At 56.7% G+C, this 18,529-nt stretch carries 11 protein-coding genes; 10 read left to right on the top strand and 1 reads right to left on the bottom strand.

Annotation, left to right across the window (positions count from 1 at the left end):
• Nucleotides 1-22: 22 nt before the first annotated feature.
• The gene (locus tag SynA1544_RS11190) at nt 23-2,197 is read right to left on the bottom strand and encodes an AAA family ATPase (protein WP_186513662.1); all 2,175 of its coding nucleotides are present in this window, start codon (nt 2,195-2,197) and stop codon (nt 23-25) included.
• Between the two features lie 98 nt (nt 2,198-2,295).
• Here SynA1544_RS11190 and SynA1544_RS11195 point away from each other — a divergent pair, with 98 nt between their 5' ends.
• From SynA1544_RS11195 to pglZ, 10 genes are all read left to right on the top strand, one after another.
• Nucleotides 2,296-3,228 (top strand): hypothetical protein, encoded by a 933-nt coding sequence (locus SynA1544_RS11195; RefSeq protein WP_186513663.1) that lies wholly within the window; start codon nt 2,296-2,298, stop codon nt 3,226-3,228.
• Nucleotides 3,229-3,300: 72 nt separating this feature from the next.
• Nucleotides 3,301-4,008 carry an outer membrane protein gene (locus SynA1544_RS11200; protein ID WP_186513664.1) on the top strand — a complete coding sequence of 236 codons (708 nt, stop codon included), beginning with the start codon at nt 3,301-3,303 and terminating at the stop codon, nt 4,006-4,008.
• Between the two features lie 247 nt (nt 4,009-4,255).
• Nucleotides 4,256-4,900: a BrxA family protein gene (locus tag SynA1544_RS11205; protein WP_186513665.1), complete on the top strand. Its 645-nt coding sequence runs from the start codon at nt 4,256-4,258 to the stop codon at nt 4,898-4,900.
• Complete coding sequence (locus SynA1544_RS11210) at nt 4,897-5,511, top strand: DUF1788 domain-containing protein (protein ID WP_186513666.1); 615 nt, start codon at nt 4,897-4,899, stop codon at nt 5,509-5,511. The genes SynA1544_RS11205 and SynA1544_RS11210 overlap by 4 nt, the downstream gene beginning before the upstream one ends.
• On the top strand, nt 5,508-8,999 hold the full coding sequence (gene brxC, locus SynA1544_RS11215; protein WP_186513675.1) for a BREX system P-loop protein BrxC: 3,492 nt from the start codon (nt 5,508-5,510) through the stop codon (nt 8,997-8,999). Before SynA1544_RS11210 ends, brxC begins: the two co-directional genes overlap by 4 nt.
• Before the next feature lie 67 nt (nt 9,000-9,066).
• On the top strand, nt 9,067-10,548 hold the full coding sequence (locus SynA1544_RS11220; protein WP_222930153.1) for a DUF234 domain-containing protein: 1,482 nt from the start codon (nt 9,067-9,069) through the stop codon (nt 10,546-10,548).
• A gap of 51 nt (nt 10,549-10,599) precedes the next feature.
• Nucleotides 10,600-14,127, top strand: coding sequence for a BREX-1 system adenine-specific DNA-methyltransferase PglX (pglX, locus tag SynA1544_RS11225; RefSeq protein WP_186513680.1), 3,528 nt, complete (start codon nt 10,600-10,602; stop codon nt 14,125-14,127).
• Between the two features lie 259 nt (nt 14,128-14,386).
• A complete protein-coding gene (locus SynA1544_RS11230) occupies nt 14,387-14,641 on the top strand; it encodes a helix-turn-helix transcriptional regulator (RefSeq protein WP_186513682.1) in 255 nt (84 codons plus the stop codon).
• Nucleotides 14,641-15,978: a type II toxin-antitoxin system HipA family toxin gene (locus SynA1544_RS11235; protein WP_186513684.1), complete on the top strand. Its 1,338-nt coding sequence runs from the start codon at nt 14,641-14,643 to the stop codon at nt 15,976-15,978. Before SynA1544_RS11230 ends, SynA1544_RS11235 begins: the two co-directional genes overlap by 1 nt.
• The gene (gene pglZ / locus SynA1544_RS11240) at nt 15,978-18,527 is read left to right on the top strand and encodes a BREX-1 system phosphatase PglZ type A (protein WP_186513693.1); all 2,550 of its coding nucleotides are present in this window, start codon (nt 15,978-15,980) and stop codon (nt 18,525-18,527) included. The genes SynA1544_RS11235 and pglZ overlap by 1 nt, the downstream gene beginning before the upstream one ends.
• Nucleotides 18,528-18,529 lie beyond the last annotated feature (2 nt).

Genomic DNA, 18,529 nt, shown 5'->3' on the forward strand with positions numbered 1-18,529 from the left:
TGAAACTTGTCAACCAGTGACTTCAGTCTCTGCGAAGCCGAGTGGAAGAAAACGGCTTCATCAACCCTGTAGTTCGCTGCGGTTGCTGTTCTTCGTTCACAGCAATTGCTTCTTCGCAGCGTTGTAGAAGCTCTTTCCTCAGACTGTCGGGTTGCTCAATGCGGATACCACCCCCAAAGGCAAACAACCAGCTACGCAGATCAATATCGGAAGCCACAGTCCAGTGGGGCAAGTCCAGCTCTACCGGATATGGATGCGTGGAGTCAGCAGAGCCGGGTTCCAGCACGTGTGGCGCTTTGGGGTGATACCACCAACTGTCTTCAGGGAGCGGCTTGGAAAAACGTGTGTGCTCGATCGGGTAGCGATTCAGCCCCTCGCGAATGAATGCAAACGACCACTCGTTGCAATAAAACCTGAGGGTGACCAATGCCTCGATACGTTTTTGTTTTGAGTGACTGGCTAAAGCCAGCTGCCGATCCAAATCACTTCCGAAGAAAATACCACCGCTGTAATGCAGCAATCGCTCCAGTCTTTGGATAACAGCGGCATGCTGTTCACGACTGCGGCGAAGGTCTCGATCAGCACGGATCACGGAAAGGCGGTCAAGTCTTTCACTACGAATCAATCCATGTTCACGGCCAATGTTGTCTTCTTCATAAAGCAGATACCAACCCACGTTGTGAAAAATCAGCTGCAATGGCCAGACGCACAGCTCTCCAGCAGGGCTTTCGTCAAAGCGTCCCACACCGGGATAACGCTGCAACAGCACGCGGCGGTGAGCCACGATCGCTGCCTCGATTAACTCCGCACGATGGGGAGCAGCGAGCGAATCACGGCGCACCAACTGGGTATCGACCACCGTATGGCGGGCAAAACTGCGCACCGGCGGGAGGTCAGTGGTGCTGATTCCAGCCCAGGAGAGGCGTTCGTCTAATTCGGCCAGCAGGTCCTGGGCTGATGGATCCGCCAAGCGGGACGCCGCCTGATGCACCACGTTGTGGACCTCCTGCAACCGCGCTGGTGAAAGCACGGCACTCCCCAGGCAGTACCCATGACGCACATTGTCGTTGCGTTTTCGGAAGCCATACGGGGTGAGAATTTTCTCGAGGTCCTTGCGAAGGGTCGCTGTCTCGCCCGGCAGGTAGGCACCGGGAATCGTTTCAACAGCGCTGACCAGGTGTTGATGGAGGCCGCTACCGCGCTCGGCTGGCCGGTCAAAGGGCACCTGCAAAATATGGCGCAACAGTGTCATCACCCGCACGAAAACCGGGCCATCACCCATCGGCGGCAGCCCGCCATGGATGGGACCGTGATCCAACGAGGCGGGCGCCAACTGAATGGCTTCCGTGCTGGGAATCGCACGGCAAAAACCATTGGCTTCCATCCAAAGCAAGTCATTGCGGATGGCAGTGGCATCGGCAAAACAGGCTCCGTGCATGGCACCCAGGAAAGCGGCAGCCCGATCAGCCAGATCCCCCTGGGGAAGTGGCGAAAGGATGGCCTCCAGCTGCTCAGCACTGGTGGGATCGGTTGCCGTCAGATCCGGCCAAATGCTCAACAGCCGGATCAGGTACAGCAGCCGTTCGAGATCGAGCAGCTGGGAGTAGCCATGCCGTTGCACTTTTCGCTCGCGGTTCATGGCGGAGCGAATGCGGTGATCAAGACCGCTCAATTCAGCCTGCAGCACAGGCACCAGGTCGTCATGGTGGTTGGGCACCACAGCACAGATCGCAGCGAACCCCTCAGAACGTGAGGGCCCGAAATGCGGGTCAGCCAGTGCAGCAGCCATTTCCTGCACCACTGGCACAGGCACCACACGCTCACGCCGGGCATTCCAGGCCAATGACGTGGGGAGATCGGTGTAAAGCCACCAACCAATCCATTCCACTGGGGTGGGCAAAGACAACGCCTGGGTCATCGCCAGACGCCAAGCGCGGCGGGCATGGGTGGCATCGACGATCACCGGAACACCAGCGGTCACGCACTCCTGGATGCGCTGATGCAGTCGCTGCTGAATGTCGACCCACGGGCCCTGCACTGCAGCATCACCAAACACCTCAGCACGGATGGCATCGGTGGAGAGCACCTGCGCCGGTGGTTCACCCGGAGAGGTGAGCAGGGGCGCCAGGGCCTTGGCAAGGGTGGTCTTGCCGCTAGCAGGCTGTCCGATCAGCAGGTGGCAGCGCAGCGGCGACATCGGGAGGCTCAGATCGCTTTCCACTCTTTCGCACGAACAATGGCCCGTTTCGGGGCTTCGCGGGAAAACCTGATCGCATCCAGGTGTGCTGTTCATTCATGGGCCGATCTCAGGCCACTTATCGCGTTCCCGACGTGTTGCGCCCGATTCAAATTCTCGACTTTGTGGAATTGGCCGGCAGCACCTTGGCTGCTGCCGAGGCGCTGCACCTCTCACAGCCAACCGTGAGCCGCCATAGCAGGCGGCTGATTCATGATCTGGGCTTGGTGTCATCCACAGGCAACCGCGATCCCGGGGCCCTGCGCCATGGATCCAGTGCCTGTCTGCAGTTACTCCGCCAAGCCGCGCAACATCACCGCTTGATGGCGGGAGCCTGGCGACTGGGCAGTTGCCCCTGGGTTGAGGCAGTCCTGCCGGCCTTCAACACTGTTGTCAGAAATCCTGTTCAGTTACGCCATGACATGAGCTGGCGGATCCTGCTGCAGGCCCATGTTCTCGACCTGGTGCTGATCAGTGGTTTCGATCTCGAGCTGATCTGCCCAGAACCCTTGCCATCAGATCCACCGATCACGGTATGGGGCGCTTTTGCCTTGCTGCCAGTGGGGTCATCGGCAATGGGGTTGCTCTGTCCGCCAACCCAGCCAGACGTCCTTCATCGTTGGAGCCCCATTGCTGTTCCAACAGACAGCCTCGCGCCAGGTCTTGGTGCCATGGTGCGGCAGACGCAATGGCGATGCCGTTACGCCCCAAAAAGCTGCCACGCTGCCGGCAGCTGGGCGAAGTGGCTAGAGGACGTGCAGGTTCCCGTTGCAGCCACCGCTGCGTGGGCTGCTCAGCTTGAGCGTGCCCTAAACAGTTGGTACTGGCGGCCATGGCCCAAACCCGTTCAAGACCAGGTCTGGCTTGTCGCACTCGAAACGGTTTGGCGAAGCCATCCCCAACTGGAGGAGCTGCGCAATCAACTCAGCGGCCAACAACAAGAATTTGATGCAGATTCTGAATCAGCATCCAGAAAATCCAGGGGCAATTAAGCGATCGATCCATGCACTGTGGTACGTGGCCCTGGTTTTTGATGAGCTGGTTGTGATTGAACAATTCCGGCCATGACTTCTGTTGTCCAGCTTCTGCAGAGATCATCTCTCGCCGGAGCAATGCTCTTTTGCGCTGCAATGCCGATGGCCCATGCGCAAGAAGCAGAAGAGCAACCTGCTCAAGCGGAGCAGGACAAAGGCTTTTATGTCACGGCCGGAGTCGGGGCTGCATGGCCTCAGGATGTCACCGGCAAAAGCACAGTATTGGATATTGATGTGAAGGGTCAATACAGCCTGGGTGTCGGCTTCGCCGGAGAAGTTGGTGCCGGATATGACTTCGGTAATGTAAGGACAGAGCTCACTTATCTTTACAACAATGCATCACTCGATCGTCTGAAGGTTAAAGCTCTAGGCCAGGAAATCACATCATCCGTCAGTAGCGGCGATGTGAATACCAATTCCGTGATGGTATCCACCTATGTCGACATTCCCACCAAAGGCCGCGTCTCCCCCTATCTAGGAGGCGGTATTGGTTATACAAATGTTTCCTGGGGAAGCTACAGCGTCTCCGCTTTGGGAACCAATGTGAAGCAGAGTGCTGGGAATCAGGGTGTTTTTGGTTATCAAGGGAAGCTGGGAATCAGCTATCTGGCCAGCAAAAAGACAGATGTTTTTGTTGAGGCGACTTATCAAGGCACTGCTGGTTTCGCAGTTGATGGTGTGTCGTATGACCCGCTCAGCAGCTGGGGGGCACGTCTGGGGGCTCGCTATCGCTTCTGATCTGTAACGAGGGGAGCACATGGTTGAAGCTGAGCCTGTGCTCGCCTGGTGTCAAATCATCAAGAACTCGAGGACGAGTGAGCACGTTCGCTCGACCTCCGAGAAGGTCATCTCTTCCATTCAAAAGATGCAGAACGGGGCACCGCTTCATCCAAAACTGTGAAAAGCGACTGCATCACTGGAACCAAGTGTGGTTCACCTCCATCCACCACTGCCAAGCTGGGCACCGTTGGGGGTGAGGAGGGCAATGGCGAAGGCGGTGCGTGAGGCAGGGAGGTATTGCCTGAGCTTCACCGCCGCTGGTCTGAAGCCTGAGTTGGCAGCAGTGATCGCCCGCACCCATGGCGAAACCGGCAATTGGAAAGAAACGCGTGCCCTGGTGCTGGAACGCAATGCACTGCAAACCCGCTCGCTCGCCAGCGCCAGAAGGCTTGAGACCGAATTGCGCCAGAGGCTGCAACTGCTCAACTCCGACCAACTCACGCTCTTGGCCGAAGGATCCAGCGATGACCGCCTGGCCATGGCGTGGCTGGCCGTGCTGAAGCGCATTCAGCTCACCGTGGAGCTGACGCGGGATCTGTTGTTGAACAAACTGCAAGGAAGTGATCAGCAGCTCAGACGGTCTGACATGACTGGCTTTTATGAGGCTGCCGAGCAGCTGCATCCAGAGCTTCAGGCCCTGTCGGTGAGCTCCCAGAAGAAGGTGCGCTCCACTGTTCTATCGATGCTGCGCGAAGCAGGTTTGCTGGAGGGCAAAGCCAACCACTCCGGCCAACTCGGCACAGTGCAACGCCCAAGCCTCAGCCCACAAAGTCTCGCTTTGATTGGTGAAGACCCCGATCTGCGGGCCGGGTTTCTGTTGAAGCCAAAGCAGCGGAGGGCAACGCCATGAGCAGCAGCGTCAAAGGCCTCGATCAACGCCTGCAAGACATCTTGCTGCGGCCCGAATTCCTGGAGATGCGCGGCGTCGCTAAGGAAGTGCCGATCTTCATTCAGACCTACAACCCCGCCGACGACGACGAGCTTCGGCGGGTGGTGGATGGCACGGAGCAGGTGCTGCGCCAACAGGGCATCCGGGTGAAGCACGTGGATCTGTTTGAGCTGGTGATGGAGTTGCTCGACGCCAAGGGCTATCTCGATGTGGTGTTGGAGGAAGAGCGCGACTGGAGCAAAAGTGATCTGTTCGACACCCTGCAAAACGTCGCTGAGCCCACCAGCGCCCTGGTGCCGAAGTTGATGGAGGCCCTGGGAGACGACAGCCAAGTGAGCCTGATCACGGGATCAGGCCGGGTCTATCCCTTCCTGCGCACCCACACCATCCTTGAGGCGCTGCAACCGGCGATGGTGCGCCACCCGGTGGTGATCTTCTTCCCCGGCGAATACAAACAAGACGCCGATGGCGGTTCTTACCTGCGGCTGTTTGGCACCAGTACCGCCAGCAAGATCGAAAACCCCCACTACCGCGCCACCAACCTCGACTACTTCGGCAGCCAAAACCCATGACCGCAACAACCATCCAAGAGCTGTTCGACAAACCGGTTGATCGTCCGATTGATGGCGTGATCAAGGCCGATGACATTCGCAATCTGAAGATTGAGCTGGATGAATACGTCATCACCCGTGAGGTAGCGAAGGGGCTGAATGTGTTCAGCGAGGCCTACCTGCACAACCCCACCGCCAATGGTGTGTGGATTTCAGGCTTCTTTGGCTCCGGCAAATCACACCTGCTGAAGATGCTCTCGCTGATGCTCGACAGCGAGAAGCAGGTGGAAGACCAACGGCCTGCAGAGATCCTGCTGCCCAAGGTTGACGACGAAATCCTGCGCGCGGATCTGAAGAAAGCCACCGCGATTCCATCGCGCAGCCTGCTGTTCAACATCGATCAGAAGTACGACGGCATCGGTGGCACCCACGAAGCCCCCGTGCTGGAGGTGTTCATGAAGGTGCTGAATGAGCTGCAGGGCTATTACGGCAACCAGGGCTATGTGGCGCAGCTCGAGCACGACATGGCCACCCGGGGCGAGTTCGAGCCGTTCCAGCAAACCTACGCACAAGTCAATAACCGCCAGTGGAGTGAAGACCGTGATGCCGTCGCCACGGTGACCAAGCGCAAGTTCGCCAAGGCCTATGCCGAGCACTTCGGCGGCAGCGACGACGACGCGATCACGGTGATCAACGACGCCAAAAAGAACTACCGCCTTTCAATTGAAGGCTTTGCCAAGCGAGTGCGGGAGTACCTCGATCAGCAGGAACCAGGCTTCCGGCTCAACTTCTTTGTGGATGAGGCCGGCCAGTTCATCGGTCAGGAACGCAGCCGCCTGCTCAACCTGCAAACCGTTGTGGAAAGCCTGGCCACCGCCACCAACGGCAGGGCCACGGTGTTCATCACCTCCCAGGCCGATCTGGAAGGGGTGCTCGGACAGGTGAAGTTTGAGCAGGCTGACGACCTCAGCAAGATCCAGGGCCGCTTCAAAACCAAGCTTTCGCTGGCCAGCGCTGATGTACAAGAGGTGATCCAACGGCGGCTGCTCGCGAAAACACCCGACGAGCCTGAGCAACTGATTGAGATCTACGAGCGCGAGCAGGAGAACTTCAAAACCCTGTTCCGCTTCAGCGACGACTCACGCCAACTGAAGGGCTGGAGTGATTGCCAAAGCTTCTGCGGGCTCTACCCCTTCCATCCCTACCAACTGGCTCTCTTCCAGGAATCGATCCAGAGCCTGGCGTCCCACAGCATTTTTGAAGGCCGAAGCCAATCCGTCGGCGAACGCTCGATGCTCGCGGTGTTCCAAGACGTGGCCAAGGCGATCAAGGAACTGCCGGTGGGGCAGTTGGCCAGCTTCGATCAGCTCTACGACGGCATCAGCGGGGTGATGCGCGCCGACAAAAAGCAAACGATGGCGACCGCCCAGAACCAGGTCTCCGATCTGGAGCTGCGCATCCTCAAAGCCCTGTTCCTGCTCAAGTGGGTTCCACAGTTCAAAAGCACGGCACGCAACATCGCCATCCTGCTGATCAATCAGCCCAACTTCGACATCCGCAGCCATGAGCAAGGGATCAAGGATGCGCTGATCAACCTGGAACGCCAGAGCTATCTGCAACGCAACGGCGAGGTCTACGAGTTCCTCACCGATAAGGAAAAAGATGTGGAGCAAGAGATCAAACGCGTTGAGGTGGGCGACTCCCAGGTGCTGAAGCAATTGCACGGGATCGTCTTTGACGACGTGCTTGGCTCGACGGGCAAGGTGCGCTTTCAAGACAACAACAACGACTACGCCATCGCCCACAAAATTGATGACGGTTTGGTGTCACGCAAAGATGCCGCTATTGCCATCAATCTGATTACTCCTGAGCACAGCAATTACGGCAACGACGCGGTGCTTGTCGGCAACAACATGGGCGGGGTGGAACTGATGGCGATCCTGCCCGATCAAGACAGCTTGCTCAATCAACTGCGCAGCTATCTCAAAACTGATCTCTACATCAAAAAGAACAGCGGAAGCGACGATGAATTGCTGGAATCAATCCTGGCTGCCCGTGGCCGGCAGAACACTGAGCGGCGCAGTGCACTTGAAGGCATCGTCAAAGAGCAATTACGCACTGCCCAATTGATTGTGAACGGGCAAACCCTCTCCGTTGGCGAGGGAGAACCCAAAACACGCTTTGGCAAGGCCTACCAAGAGCTGATTCGCTCGGCCTATCCGAACCTGAAGATGATCCGCGGGGTCTTCAACGAAAGCACCATCAGCAAGGTGATTGAAGACCAAGACGATCTGCTCGAAGGGTCAGCGATTCAACTCTCAGAAGCAGAGGACGCAGTTCTCACCGAGGTGTTCCGCAACCAAAACAGTGGTGAACGGCTCAGCGCCGAATCGTTGGTGCGCAGGTTTGAACAGCGTCCCTACGGCTGGAGCCAGTGGGCCACGCTCACCTTCATCTCTCGGCTTTACCGGCTGAACAAGTTGGAACTGCGGGAGAAAGAGCTGCTTAGCGATCGGGAAGTGATCGAATCCCTGTGCAACAGCCGCAGGCTGGGTGACGTGTCCATCCGCAAGCAGGAGGCCTACGACCCGAGCCAGATCAATGCTCTCAGGAAATTCCACCGTGAGCTTTTCGGAAGTGAAAGCAGCGGCACTGAGGCTCGCAGCATCTGTGAGGCCTTCCGCTGCGCAATGAAGGATGAACTACAAGATCTCAACACCATGGCGGCACAGGCAGAGATCTATCCCTTCCTTGATGCCGTGAAGCCTTGGGCGGAGAAGGCCAAAGCGATGGCCGAAAAGGAGAACAGTTATCTGCTCACCCACCTCGACGACTTCAAAGACGACTGGCTGGATGCAGAAGAAGATCTGCTCACGCCGCTCAAAGAGTTTCTCAAGGGCAACCAGAAAAAGGTCTATGACGCGGTGAAAGCCTTTGAGACGCGCTACAGCGATGAATTCAGCAGCTTGCCGGCCGAGCAACTGCAACCGATCACCGAGTTACTGGAAAGTTCAACGCCCTATGCCGGCGGCTTGATCCCTAAAGCCAACAGCGCCCAAACCGCCCTGGAGCAACAGCTCCAAGAGCAACTGAAGGAAGCGCGCGAAGCAGCTGAAGCCTCACTGGAGCAGCAGGAAACCCAAATCAAATCGGGGAGTGACTTCCAATCGCTCACTTCTGAGCAACAAGGCCAGGTGTTGCAAGCCTGCGCAGCCGCCAAGGCCGACCTGCAAACCGCTACCAAACCCAGTGCGGTGACGTTGCGCTTGAACCGCTATCGGGACAGCGACAAGCCACAGCAGTTGGCAACCATTGCCCGACTGACAGTGCCAAGCGGTGGTGCCGGAGGCGATAACAAAGCCGCGATCAAGGTGGTGCCGGCCTCCAGCCTGACTCCCACCTGCAACCTCAGCCAGATCACCAATAGCCAGGAGCTGCAGCAGTGGCTGGAGGCACTGCGCACAGCAGCTGAGACAGAGCTCAATCAGGGGCACCGGATCAGCCTTTAATGAGCTCAAAACAAAGGCCAGCACTGGACAAGGCAGCTAACTTAAAAAGAATTAAGTAATGAGCGATATGGCGGAATGGGGCTTCTACGGAAGGAGGCGGGAACGTTCGGAGCTGGCGCAGGTCCTCAACCGAGGACGCTGGTTCTTCCTGCAGATCTCAGGGCGCCGTCGCATCGGCAAAACAAGGCTGGTGCAGGAACTGCTGCAGCCAGAGCACCGGGAGCGAGTGCTCTACATCCAGATCCCCGACTCAGACCCTGCTGGTGTCGTCAGTACGGCACGCGATTTCATGGAGAACTTCGGGGTTGGCGAACGCTTACCGCATGATCTGCGCTCGTTGGCCGTACGAATTGGTGAACTCTGCGCAGAAGGTTGGATCGTTGCGCTCGATGAATTTCAGTACTTCAGCCGCAAAGCTCTCTATCCGTTCACATCGGAACTGCAATCAGAAGTTGATCGCCTGGCGGCGTCACGAGACGTCTCGGGTGGATTGATCGTTTTGGGTTCACTCCACACCGAGATGCAGGCATTGCTGGAAGATCGCAGCGCACCTCTGTATCAACGCCTCACTGACACCATCAGCCTCGGTCACCTTGACATTGCCTCAGTGCTTGAGCTTCTGCAGGCCCATGCAGATACCACCCCGGAGCGCCTGCTTTTTCTCTGGAATCTGTTTGAAGGCGTGCCGAAGTTTTACCGCGACTGCTTCGAGCAGGGGGTGATGAACGCAGATCGACAACGTTTACTGGAGAGGATGTTCTTCAGCAGCAGCTCACCGCTGCGCACGGAAGCAGACAACTGGTTCTTGCGTGAGCTACGGGGCCGGTACGACCTGGTTCTCAAGTATGTCGCCCGCCACCCGGGTTGTACCCATGCCGAGCTGCAGGCCCATGCCGATTCAGTCACCCCAAAGAGCAGCACCCAGGTGGGCGGCTACCTCAAGACACTTGAGGAACGCTACGAAATGATCGATAAACGGTTGCCGGTGTTCGCCAAGCCCAACAAAGCTCGAAAAGGGCACTACTCCATTCGCGATAACTTCCTGCGGAGCTGGTTGGATGCATTAGCGGTGCCCACAGCCGCTATCAACTTTCGCCCACTGAAGGGGTTAGTAGAGCAGGCTGATCAACGTCTGATGACAGCGGAAGGCCATGGCCTGGAGCGGCTGGTGGGCCAGCTCTATGAGGAACGCAGCCGACTCGGCATTGGCGACTTTGAGCTGAGCTCCCGCATCGAGGGTTGGTGGGACAGCAAAGACACCGAGATCGACCTCGTGGCCCTCGATGAATCGACGCAGAGGGTCCGGTTGGGCAGCTGCAAGCGATCAGAAGATGCACTTGTCAAAGATCTCAGCCGTTTTGATGGGCACATTGCCCGCTTTCTCAAGGCCTTTCCCAGATTTAAAAACTGGGAAGTGGAAAAAGTCGCTATCGCACCATCCTTATCAAGTGAACACCGACGGCTAATCGAAGCAGCTGGATATCTCCCGCAATCGTTAGGGGATCTCACAGATGGCCTACTCCGGGCAGCAAACCAATACAGCCCATGAAGCCGACCCCAGCCCCTTAATCCTTCGCCCCCCTCAGCTTTCACTACTCCCATGGCCGTTAACACCGCTGCTCTAAAAACCTTCGCTCCAGCCATGCGCCGGCAGCTGATGGAAGCGGTGGGCCGCAAGTTGGATCTGCTGCTCAACAGCCAAACCCCAGACACGCTCAGCACCTACGCCAAGCAGATTGCTGAACTGCGAGAGGAGCAGGAGAAAAGCCGCGAACAACTGCTGGAGCGGGTGGCCTACACCTGGTTCAACCGCCTTTGCGCGCTGCGTTATTTGGATGCCAAGGGATGGCACCCCTTCGGGTGCAAGGTGTTGATGCCAGCGGATGGCAGCGAAACCCAGCCGGAACTGCTGAAGCTGATGCGCTCAGGCAGCTTGCCGGCAGATCTGCAGGCCTTCACCAATGAGCAACGGCTCAATCAACTGCTCGATGGCCAAATACCAACAGCCATCCCCGGCGGGGATGCGCAAGGAGAGGTGTACCGGGAACTGGTGCTGGCGGCCTGCCGCAGCTATCACCAGCTGCTGCCGGATCTGTTTGAAGGATTGGATGACGCCAGCGAACTCCTGCTCCCCGATGATCTGCTGACGGAAGGATCCATCGCTGGCAGCTTCCGCAGCTCCATCTCCGATACCGATTGCGACAACGTTGAAATCATCGGCTGGCTCTATCAGTTTTATATCTCGGAAAAGAAAGACGAAGTCATCGGCAAGGTCGTCAAGTCAGAAGACATCCCTGCCGCCACCCAACTGTTCACGCCCAATTGGATCGTGAAGTACATGGTGCAAAACACCATTGGTGCGCAATGGCTGGCCACCTATCCCGATAGCCCACTGCGCGAACAGATGGAGTTCTACATCGAGCCTGCGGAGCAGACCGATGAGGTGAAGGCAAAACTGGCTGAGATCACACCAAAAAGCCTGAATCCAGAAGAACTCACCTTGATGGATCCGGCCTGTGGCTCGGGTCACATCTTAGTGGAAGCCTATGAGATTTTTAAGGCAATCTATTTAGAGCAAGGATATCAACTGCGGGAGATACCAAAGCTGATTTTTGAAAATAACCTTTTTGGGCTTGACATTGATCAACGTGCGGCACAGCTGACGACCTTCGGTCTAATGATGAAGGGGCGCGCTGATGACCGAAGGCTTTTTGAACGGGAGACCAGGCTCAATGTGATGGCATTACAAGAAAGCACCAATTTCGATACAATCGGTCTTGCTGAGCAGATCGATCTTTCAGCCAACGGATTAGAGCTTAAGGATCTCAATGAGCTTAAGCAACTGTTTGAGCATGCAACAACATTCGGTTCGTTAATCCAGGTTCCGACGATATTGAGAGAGAAACTAGAGACTTTAAAAAAGCTAAGTGAGTTACCATGCGACAACTTATTTGCATCGAACAAACTTGCGTTGCTGGGGGCTTTAGTACAGCAGTCCAGACTCTTGTCCAAGAAGTACGGAGCAGTAGCAGCAAATCCGCCCTACATGGGGAGCAGCGGAATGAATTCTTATTTAAAAGAATTCGCAAAGAGTCACTACCGAAGAAGCAAAGGCGACCTTTATTCATGCTTTATAGAGCGTTGCTGCTCGTTAACGAAACTTACTGGCAGCTGCTCAATGATAACCATGCAAAGCTGGATGTTTTTGTCATCATTCGAGGAAATAAGAAAGAGCATACTTAGAGAGAAGTCAATTGCATCAATGCTGCATATTGGATACAATAGCTTCCCATCAATGAATTCAAAAATTGCTCAGGCCAGTGCATTCACGCTTCTGAATACTCATGTGGAAAGCTTGCCTGGAGCCTTCATAGATCTCAACAGCGCACCTCAGACAGCAGACAAAAAAAGTACATTCTTGGCCCGAACTCCCGCATCACGTTTCGATGTAACATCTGAAGAGTTCGAGGAAATACCCGGAAGCCCTTTAGCTTACTGGGCGAGTGAAAAATTACGATTAACATTCAAAAATAGAACAATTGAAGAGATAACAATCTCTGACGGTCAAAATAAAACTGGCGATAACGAGCGATTCCTAAGGTACTCCTGGGAATTATCAAGAAGAGTAATAGGCAAAGACAAAAAATGGATATTTTATGCGAAAGGCGGAGGGTTTAGAAGATGGAGTGGCAACCTGCTAGATGTTGTCAACTGGACCCCAGGCGCGCGTGAACACTACAAGAGAGATCGCATATGCCGCATTATTCCTGAATACCTTTGGTTCAGGCGAGGAATTACTTGGGGTCTAATAACATCTAGCCTTCCTAGTTTCAGGATCCTACCGATTGACGCAACATTCGACGTCGGGGGGTCAAGCATATTTTTCATCGATGAAAAAGACCTGCTTTATACGCTTGGCCTTCTTAACTCAAAGGCATCTTTCTACATACTACAGATAAGCAACCCAACCCTAAACTTTCAAGTAAGAAACATCAGAGAAATCCCTTTTATATCTTGCAAGGATCGCAACTTGATTCACAAAAACGTAGAGCTACTCGTTGAAATCCACGAACACGACTGGAACCTGCAGGAGCGATCAATAAATTACTCGTTCAATCCGTTGATAGGGCTCTCTGCAGACTGTCACAACATACAAGCCTCTTTCGAGGCATACGTGTCAAAAAGTCGCGCATCAATATCTGAAGTCAACAATCTAGAAGAGATTAATAATGAGATTTTCAATGCTGCCTACGGGTTGTCCGAAGAATTGGATCCTGACATACCAATCGAAGAGATCTCGCTATTTGTTAATCCTGCCCATCGCTATGGTGGCGATGGCACCGAAGAAGAGAAATGGGAACGCTTCCAGTGCGATTCAATTGCAGAACTTATCTCGTATGCCACTGGCTGCATGATGGGGCGCTACAGCCTTGATCATCCAGGTTTAATCCTGGCCGATTCACGCAGAAATCAAGAGGAACAACTTGCTGCTTATGAAGCCAAGATCGGGAAGCCAATTAGTGAGATTAAGTTCCAACCCGATTCCGATGCCATCATCCCCGTGCTTGAAGGCGAATGGTTTGAAGACGACATCGTTGCCCGCACCCGTGAGTTCCTAAAGGTCACCTTCCCTGAGAGCAGCGTTGCGGAAAATCTTCGTTTTATTGAAGACTCGATCGGCAAAGACATCCGAAAATACTTCTGCAAAGACTTCTACAAGGATCACTTACAGACTTATAAGAAACGGCCGATCTATTGGATGGTGCAAAGCCCTAAAGCTGGCTTCGCCTGCCTGATTTATCTACACCGCTACACCCCAGATACCCTGCTGCAGGTGCTGAACAACTACTTCCGGCCTTACCTGCAAAAGCTAGAAGCCCGGCAAGAGCAGCTTGAGCGCGATCAAAGCAACGATGCACTGCCCAAGCGCGAGCAAACCGCTGCCCGCAAAGAAGCCGAGAAGATCACCAAAGTGCTCAAGGAATGCCAGGCCTGGGAGCAAGACGCGCTCTTGCCTCTTGCTCAGCAACGCATCGAATTGGTCCTCGACGATGGTGTGAAGGTGAACTACCTCAAGCTTCAAGAGGTGCTCGCCAAGATTCCGGGCCTCGCAGCCAAGGGAGATTAAGGAAATGGCTGAGCAAACCGTTTCAGGTTTAGGGCAGAGACAGGCTCACGGGGCAGAGTCAAGGGCAGGGTCAGGGGCAGAGTCGCTTCTGTCGCTCCGCCACCCCACCCAGACCGTCGCCCAGATCGAAGTATTGGCCGAAGGCTGCAGGGAGCCAATACCTGACCTCGGCAGCTTCGCCCTTCTCAACCGGATTCCCGATAAAAGCCGCTCATCGGGAATCCTGATAACATGCGTTTATCGAGAATCCGCGTAAGCCATGGCCTTGGGCGAGCAGGTGATCCAGGCCCCTTCCCAGTTGGGTGTGCTGCTGCGGGGAGCCCGGCGGAAGCGGGGGATGAGCCAGCAGGAGCTGGCCCTCAAGGCAGGCGGCACCAGTCAGAACCGGCTCTCCGAGCTCGAATTGCAACCGGGGCGCTTCACCGTGGAGCGTCTGCTGCTGATCCTGGCCGCGCTCGACCTCGAATTGGTGGTGCGGCCCCGGGTCACCAGCACCAAGGCCGCCGAGTGGTGATGGGCAGACCAACGCGGACGCGCTCCCTGGCGGTATGGATGAACGGTGAACAGGTGGGCACCTGGATGCTGCCGGCGCGGGGGGCACAGACCTTCACTTACGACGAAACCTGGCTGCACTCCAGCCAGTTCCGGCCGTTGTCGCTGTCGTTGCCGGCAGGCTACGGGGCCACAACGCTCAGAGGCAACGCCGTGGAGAGCTGGTTTGACAACCTCCTCCCCGACAGCGACGCCATCCGCCGCAGAGCCCAGACCCGTTTTCAAGCCGCCAGCACCAGTGCCTTCGATCTGTTGGCGGCGGTTGGCCGCGATTGTGCCGGCGCCGTGCAACTGCTGCCGCCAGACCAGGAGCCCAGCGGCTTCGATCGCATCGAGGCCAAGCCTCTGAGCGACAAGGAGATCGGCCTGCGCCTGCGCGCCGTCACGGTGGCGCCAGCTCCAGGATCCCTGGGCCCTGAGTCCGAAGAACTCCGGCTCTCGGTGGCTGGTGCCCAGGAGAAAACCGCCTTCCTCTGGCACAACAACCAATGGTGTATTCCGCTGGGCAGCACGCCCACAACCCATCTCTTCAAGTTGCCGATGGGCGTGATCGGCGAGGGGCAGATTGATTTCAGCTCCTCGGTGGAGAACGAGTGGCTCTGCAGCAAGTTGCTGATGGCCTACGGACTACCCGTGGCTTCCACGGAGATGGCCCGGTTCAACGGCGAGCGCTGCCTGATCGTGCAGCGCTTTGACCGCCGCCTGCACTCCAGTGGCGCCTACTGGCTGCGCCTGCCCACAGAGGACTACTGCCAGGCCACAGCCACACCAGCCGCCAACAAATACGAAAACAGCGGCGGGCCAGGCATGGTGGCCATTGCCGAGCTGCTTGCTCAATCTTCAGAGCGCAGCGACCTCACTACCTTTTTCAAGACGCAGGTGTTGTTCTGGATGTTGCGTGCCATTGATGGTCACGCCAAGAACTTCAGCCTCTTCCTGAATCCAGGCGGCCGTTTTCAGCTCACACCGCTCTACGACGCGCTCTCGGCCTGGCCCGTGATCGGACGTCGCAGTGGCCAGTGGCCACAACAAAAACTCAAGATGGCCATGGCCTGGTTTGGTGAGAAAAACAGGTATTACAAGCCTCTGGAGATCACCAGCCGCCGCATGCTGCTCACCGCAAAACGGCTTGGCCTGGGCGATGCCCAACCCATCCTCCACGAGCTGATCGCCCAGACTCCAGTTGTGATTCGTTCCGTGCAGTCCCAGTTACCTGCTGGATTCCCGCAGACCGTCTCCGAACCGGTGTTCACCGGGCTGCAATCCTCCGCCAGCCAGCTTCAGCGCCAACTGATCTGATGCCTGCATCCCCGGCCGCCACCAGCCGTATCCACGAGAGCCTCGACGCCGCTCTCGCCCGCAAGCGGGTCGTGCTCTGGTACGACCCCAACGGCGAGTGGGCTTCGGAGTTTGATGACTACCAGTCCGCAGCGGCCGAAAAGCTGCGTGTGGAGGGCAATGAGTTCTCCGTGAAGGTGGCGATCAGCCGCGCCCCGCTTGAGCAGCGCTTCCTGCTCTATCTCCCCTGTGCCAAGCCACCGGAGCCGGACAACTGGCTGCTCGATCTTCTGCTCGCAGGCCATGAGTTCACCGCCGATCGTGCCTCCCTCGATTTAGAAGACGTTGGCCTCACCCTCGAGTTCAAAGACCTCGCCCAGCAGCACAAGGAATTTTTCAAGGCCAAGGCTCGCAAAGACAAGCTCAAAAAGCTCCTGCGGCCGAACGACGATGAGCGTGCACTTCGCCTCAAGATGCTGGCGATCTTGGCCAAGCAAGACGCCTCCATTGATCTACTTCTGCTGCACGCCTTCACTCAGATCGATCCCACCGATCCCGATGCCGAGGATCCAATCGAAGCGCTCTACGGCAAGCATCAACTCACCGATCACTTCTGGGCAGCGGTCGCCAGCAAGTTCGGTTACATCAACCCCAACCCCAACCTGCGTGATTTCGCCGTTGCCCTGTTCAGCAGCGCCAGCTGTGTCCCACCCAAAGGCGATCTCGAAAGCCACGCCCGCGTCTTCCTCAGCTGGTGGAAAGACAGCGTCAAAAGCCGCTCCGCCTTTGAGCAGTGGAGCAACCACCTGGCCGATCAACTGAAGGTGGAAGCGTTCTTATTGGATCCCCCTCAGGGCTTTGATCCAGGCGATGACGACAGCTACCAACTGATCGAGCAGTTCTGCATTCGCCGCCTGCTGGAGCGCTTCCACGCCACAGCCACCGATGGCGAACTGCAAGAGACGATCCGCCAACGCAGCAGCTCCTGTTGGTTCGAACAGCACGCACACGGCTATCGCGCCATCGAGCAGGCCTTGCAGTTCCGCAGCCTGCTGGCCAGTGCCGATCTGCAGGTGCCCAGCATTGATGAAGGGCTTAAGCGCTACTGCAACAGCTGGTGGAAGCTTGATCAGGCCTACCGACGTTTCAGCTTTCACGAGCGCAGCTACAGCCAGCCCGGACTGATGCAATCCCTGCGCAGCTGGATGGAGAACCAGTACGTCAACAATGTGCTGCTGCCCCTCACCAACCACTGGAGTGATCGGGTCACTGAGATGAGCAGCTGGAGTTGCGAAGCCCTGCCGCCTCAGCAGCAATTCCACATGCGCTATGTGCATGCCCCCCTTTCTTCAAGAGAGGTCAAACGCCTGTTTGTGGTGATCTCCGATGCCCTGCGCTACGAGGCCGCTCGCGATTTTGCCGGTCGCCTCCAGGCCCAATCCGGCAAGGGTTGGCAAGCCGAGGTTGATGCCGTTCTGGGCGTGTTGCCCTCGTACACCCAACTGGGCATGGCGGCGCTGCTGCCCGGCAACAAGCGCGCCATCAACACCTCCGATAGCAATGCTCCAGTAACGGTGGATGGCAGCAGTGCCAGCGGCACCGACAACCGCGACAAGATCCTCAAGGCCTACGCCAAGGAGCGTGGCATCGCGATCCAAGCCGAAGACTTCCTCAACCTCGCCACGAGCACAGACGGCGCTGAGCTCACCAGGAACCACGACTTGATCGTGATCTATCACAACCGCATTGATCGCATTGGCGACAAGCGCGAAAGCGAAGCCGACACCTGCAAGGCCGTGGAAGACGGCTTCGCGGAGCTCGAACAGATCTTGCGCAAGATCAGCAGTCTTAAAGGCAATAGAGCCGTGATCACCGCAGACCACGGTTTTCTGTTTCAACAAGAGCCGGTGGATGCCAACGACCGTTCCGCCTTTCCCCAAGCCGAGGAGCTCACGATCAAGAAAAAGCGTTTTGCCATTGGCTCGGGCATCGAACCTGCGGCTGGCCAGAAGATTTTCACCGCAGAGCAGCTGAAGCTGGAGGGCGATTGGCAGGCGGTGTTCCCCCTGGGCCTGGATCGTTTCCCCCGCTCCGGCGCCGGCAACCGCTTTGTGCACGGCGGCACCTCACTGCAAGAAGTGGTGGTGCCGGTGATCACGCTCAAAAAAGAACGCAAAGACGAAAGCCGCGAGGTGAAGGCGGAGCTATTGCGGGTGCCCGAGAAGATCACCACAGCGCGGCTCAAATTCAGCCTCTTCCAAGACGAGCCCTGCGAAGCCAAGCGCTTCCTCCCCATCACCCTGCGCATCAGCGTTGTTCCCAAGACCAACGACAAGGAGCTGCTTTGTGAACCAGCCACGCTGAGGCTGGATTCAACCGCCGTGGAGCCTCGGGAACGGGAGCAACTGATCGACCTCAAACTCTCCAATGCCGCCGGCAACTACAACAACCAGCTGCTCGAGCTCAGAATCGACCAAATGCTGGAGGGTGTGCAAACACCTGTTCGCCTTGAAACGAAGGAGGTGAAGCTGCTCCAGCCCTTCGGCAACGACTTCGACGACTTCGGATAAGC

The sequence above is a fragment of the Synechococcus sp. A15-44 genome (assembly GCF_014280115.1).
GTDB lineage: Bacteria > Cyanobacteriota > Cyanobacteriia > PCC-6307 > Cyanobiaceae > Parasynechococcus.

Excerpts from the sequence above, each read along its gene's own strand:
- SynA1544_RS11190 (WP_186513662.1), bottom strand. The coding sequence starts at position 2,197 with ATGTCGCCGCTGCGCTGCCACCTGCTGATCGGACAGCCTGCTAGCGGC.
- SynA1544_RS11195 (WP_186513663.1), top strand. The coding sequence starts at position 2,296 with ATGGGCCGATCTCAGGCCACTTATCGCGTTCCCGACGTGTTGCGCCCG.
- SynA1544_RS11200 (WP_186513664.1), top strand. The coding sequence starts at position 3,301 with ATGACTTCTGTTGTCCAGCTTCTGCAGAGATCATCTCTCGCCGGAGCA.
- SynA1544_RS11205 (WP_186513665.1), top strand. The coding sequence starts at position 4,256 with ATGGCGAAGGCGGTGCGTGAGGCAGGGAGGTATTGCCTGAGCTTCACC.
- SynA1544_RS11210 (WP_186513666.1), top strand. The coding sequence starts at position 4,897 with ATGAGCAGCAGCGTCAAAGGCCTCGATCAACGCCTGCAAGACATCTTG.
- brxC (WP_186513675.1), top strand. The coding sequence starts at position 5,508 with ATGACCGCAACAACCATCCAAGAGCTGTTCGACAAACCGGTTGATCGT.
- SynA1544_RS11220 (WP_222930153.1), top strand. The coding sequence starts at position 9,067 with ATGGCGGAATGGGGCTTCTACGGAAGGAGGCGGGAACGTTCGGAGCTG.
- pglX (WP_186513680.1), top strand. The coding sequence starts at position 10,600 with ATGGCCGTTAACACCGCTGCTCTAAAAACCTTCGCTCCAGCCATGCGC.
- SynA1544_RS11230 (WP_186513682.1), top strand. The coding sequence starts at position 14,387 with ATGGCCTTGGGCGAGCAGGTGATCCAGGCCCCTTCCCAGTTGGGTGTG.
- SynA1544_RS11235 (WP_186513684.1), top strand. The coding sequence starts at position 14,641 with ATGGGCAGACCAACGCGGACGCGCTCCCTGGCGGTATGGATGAACGGT.
- pglZ (WP_186513693.1), top strand. The coding sequence starts at position 15,978 with ATGCCTGCATCCCCGGCCGCCACCAGCCGTATCCACGAGAGCCTCGAC.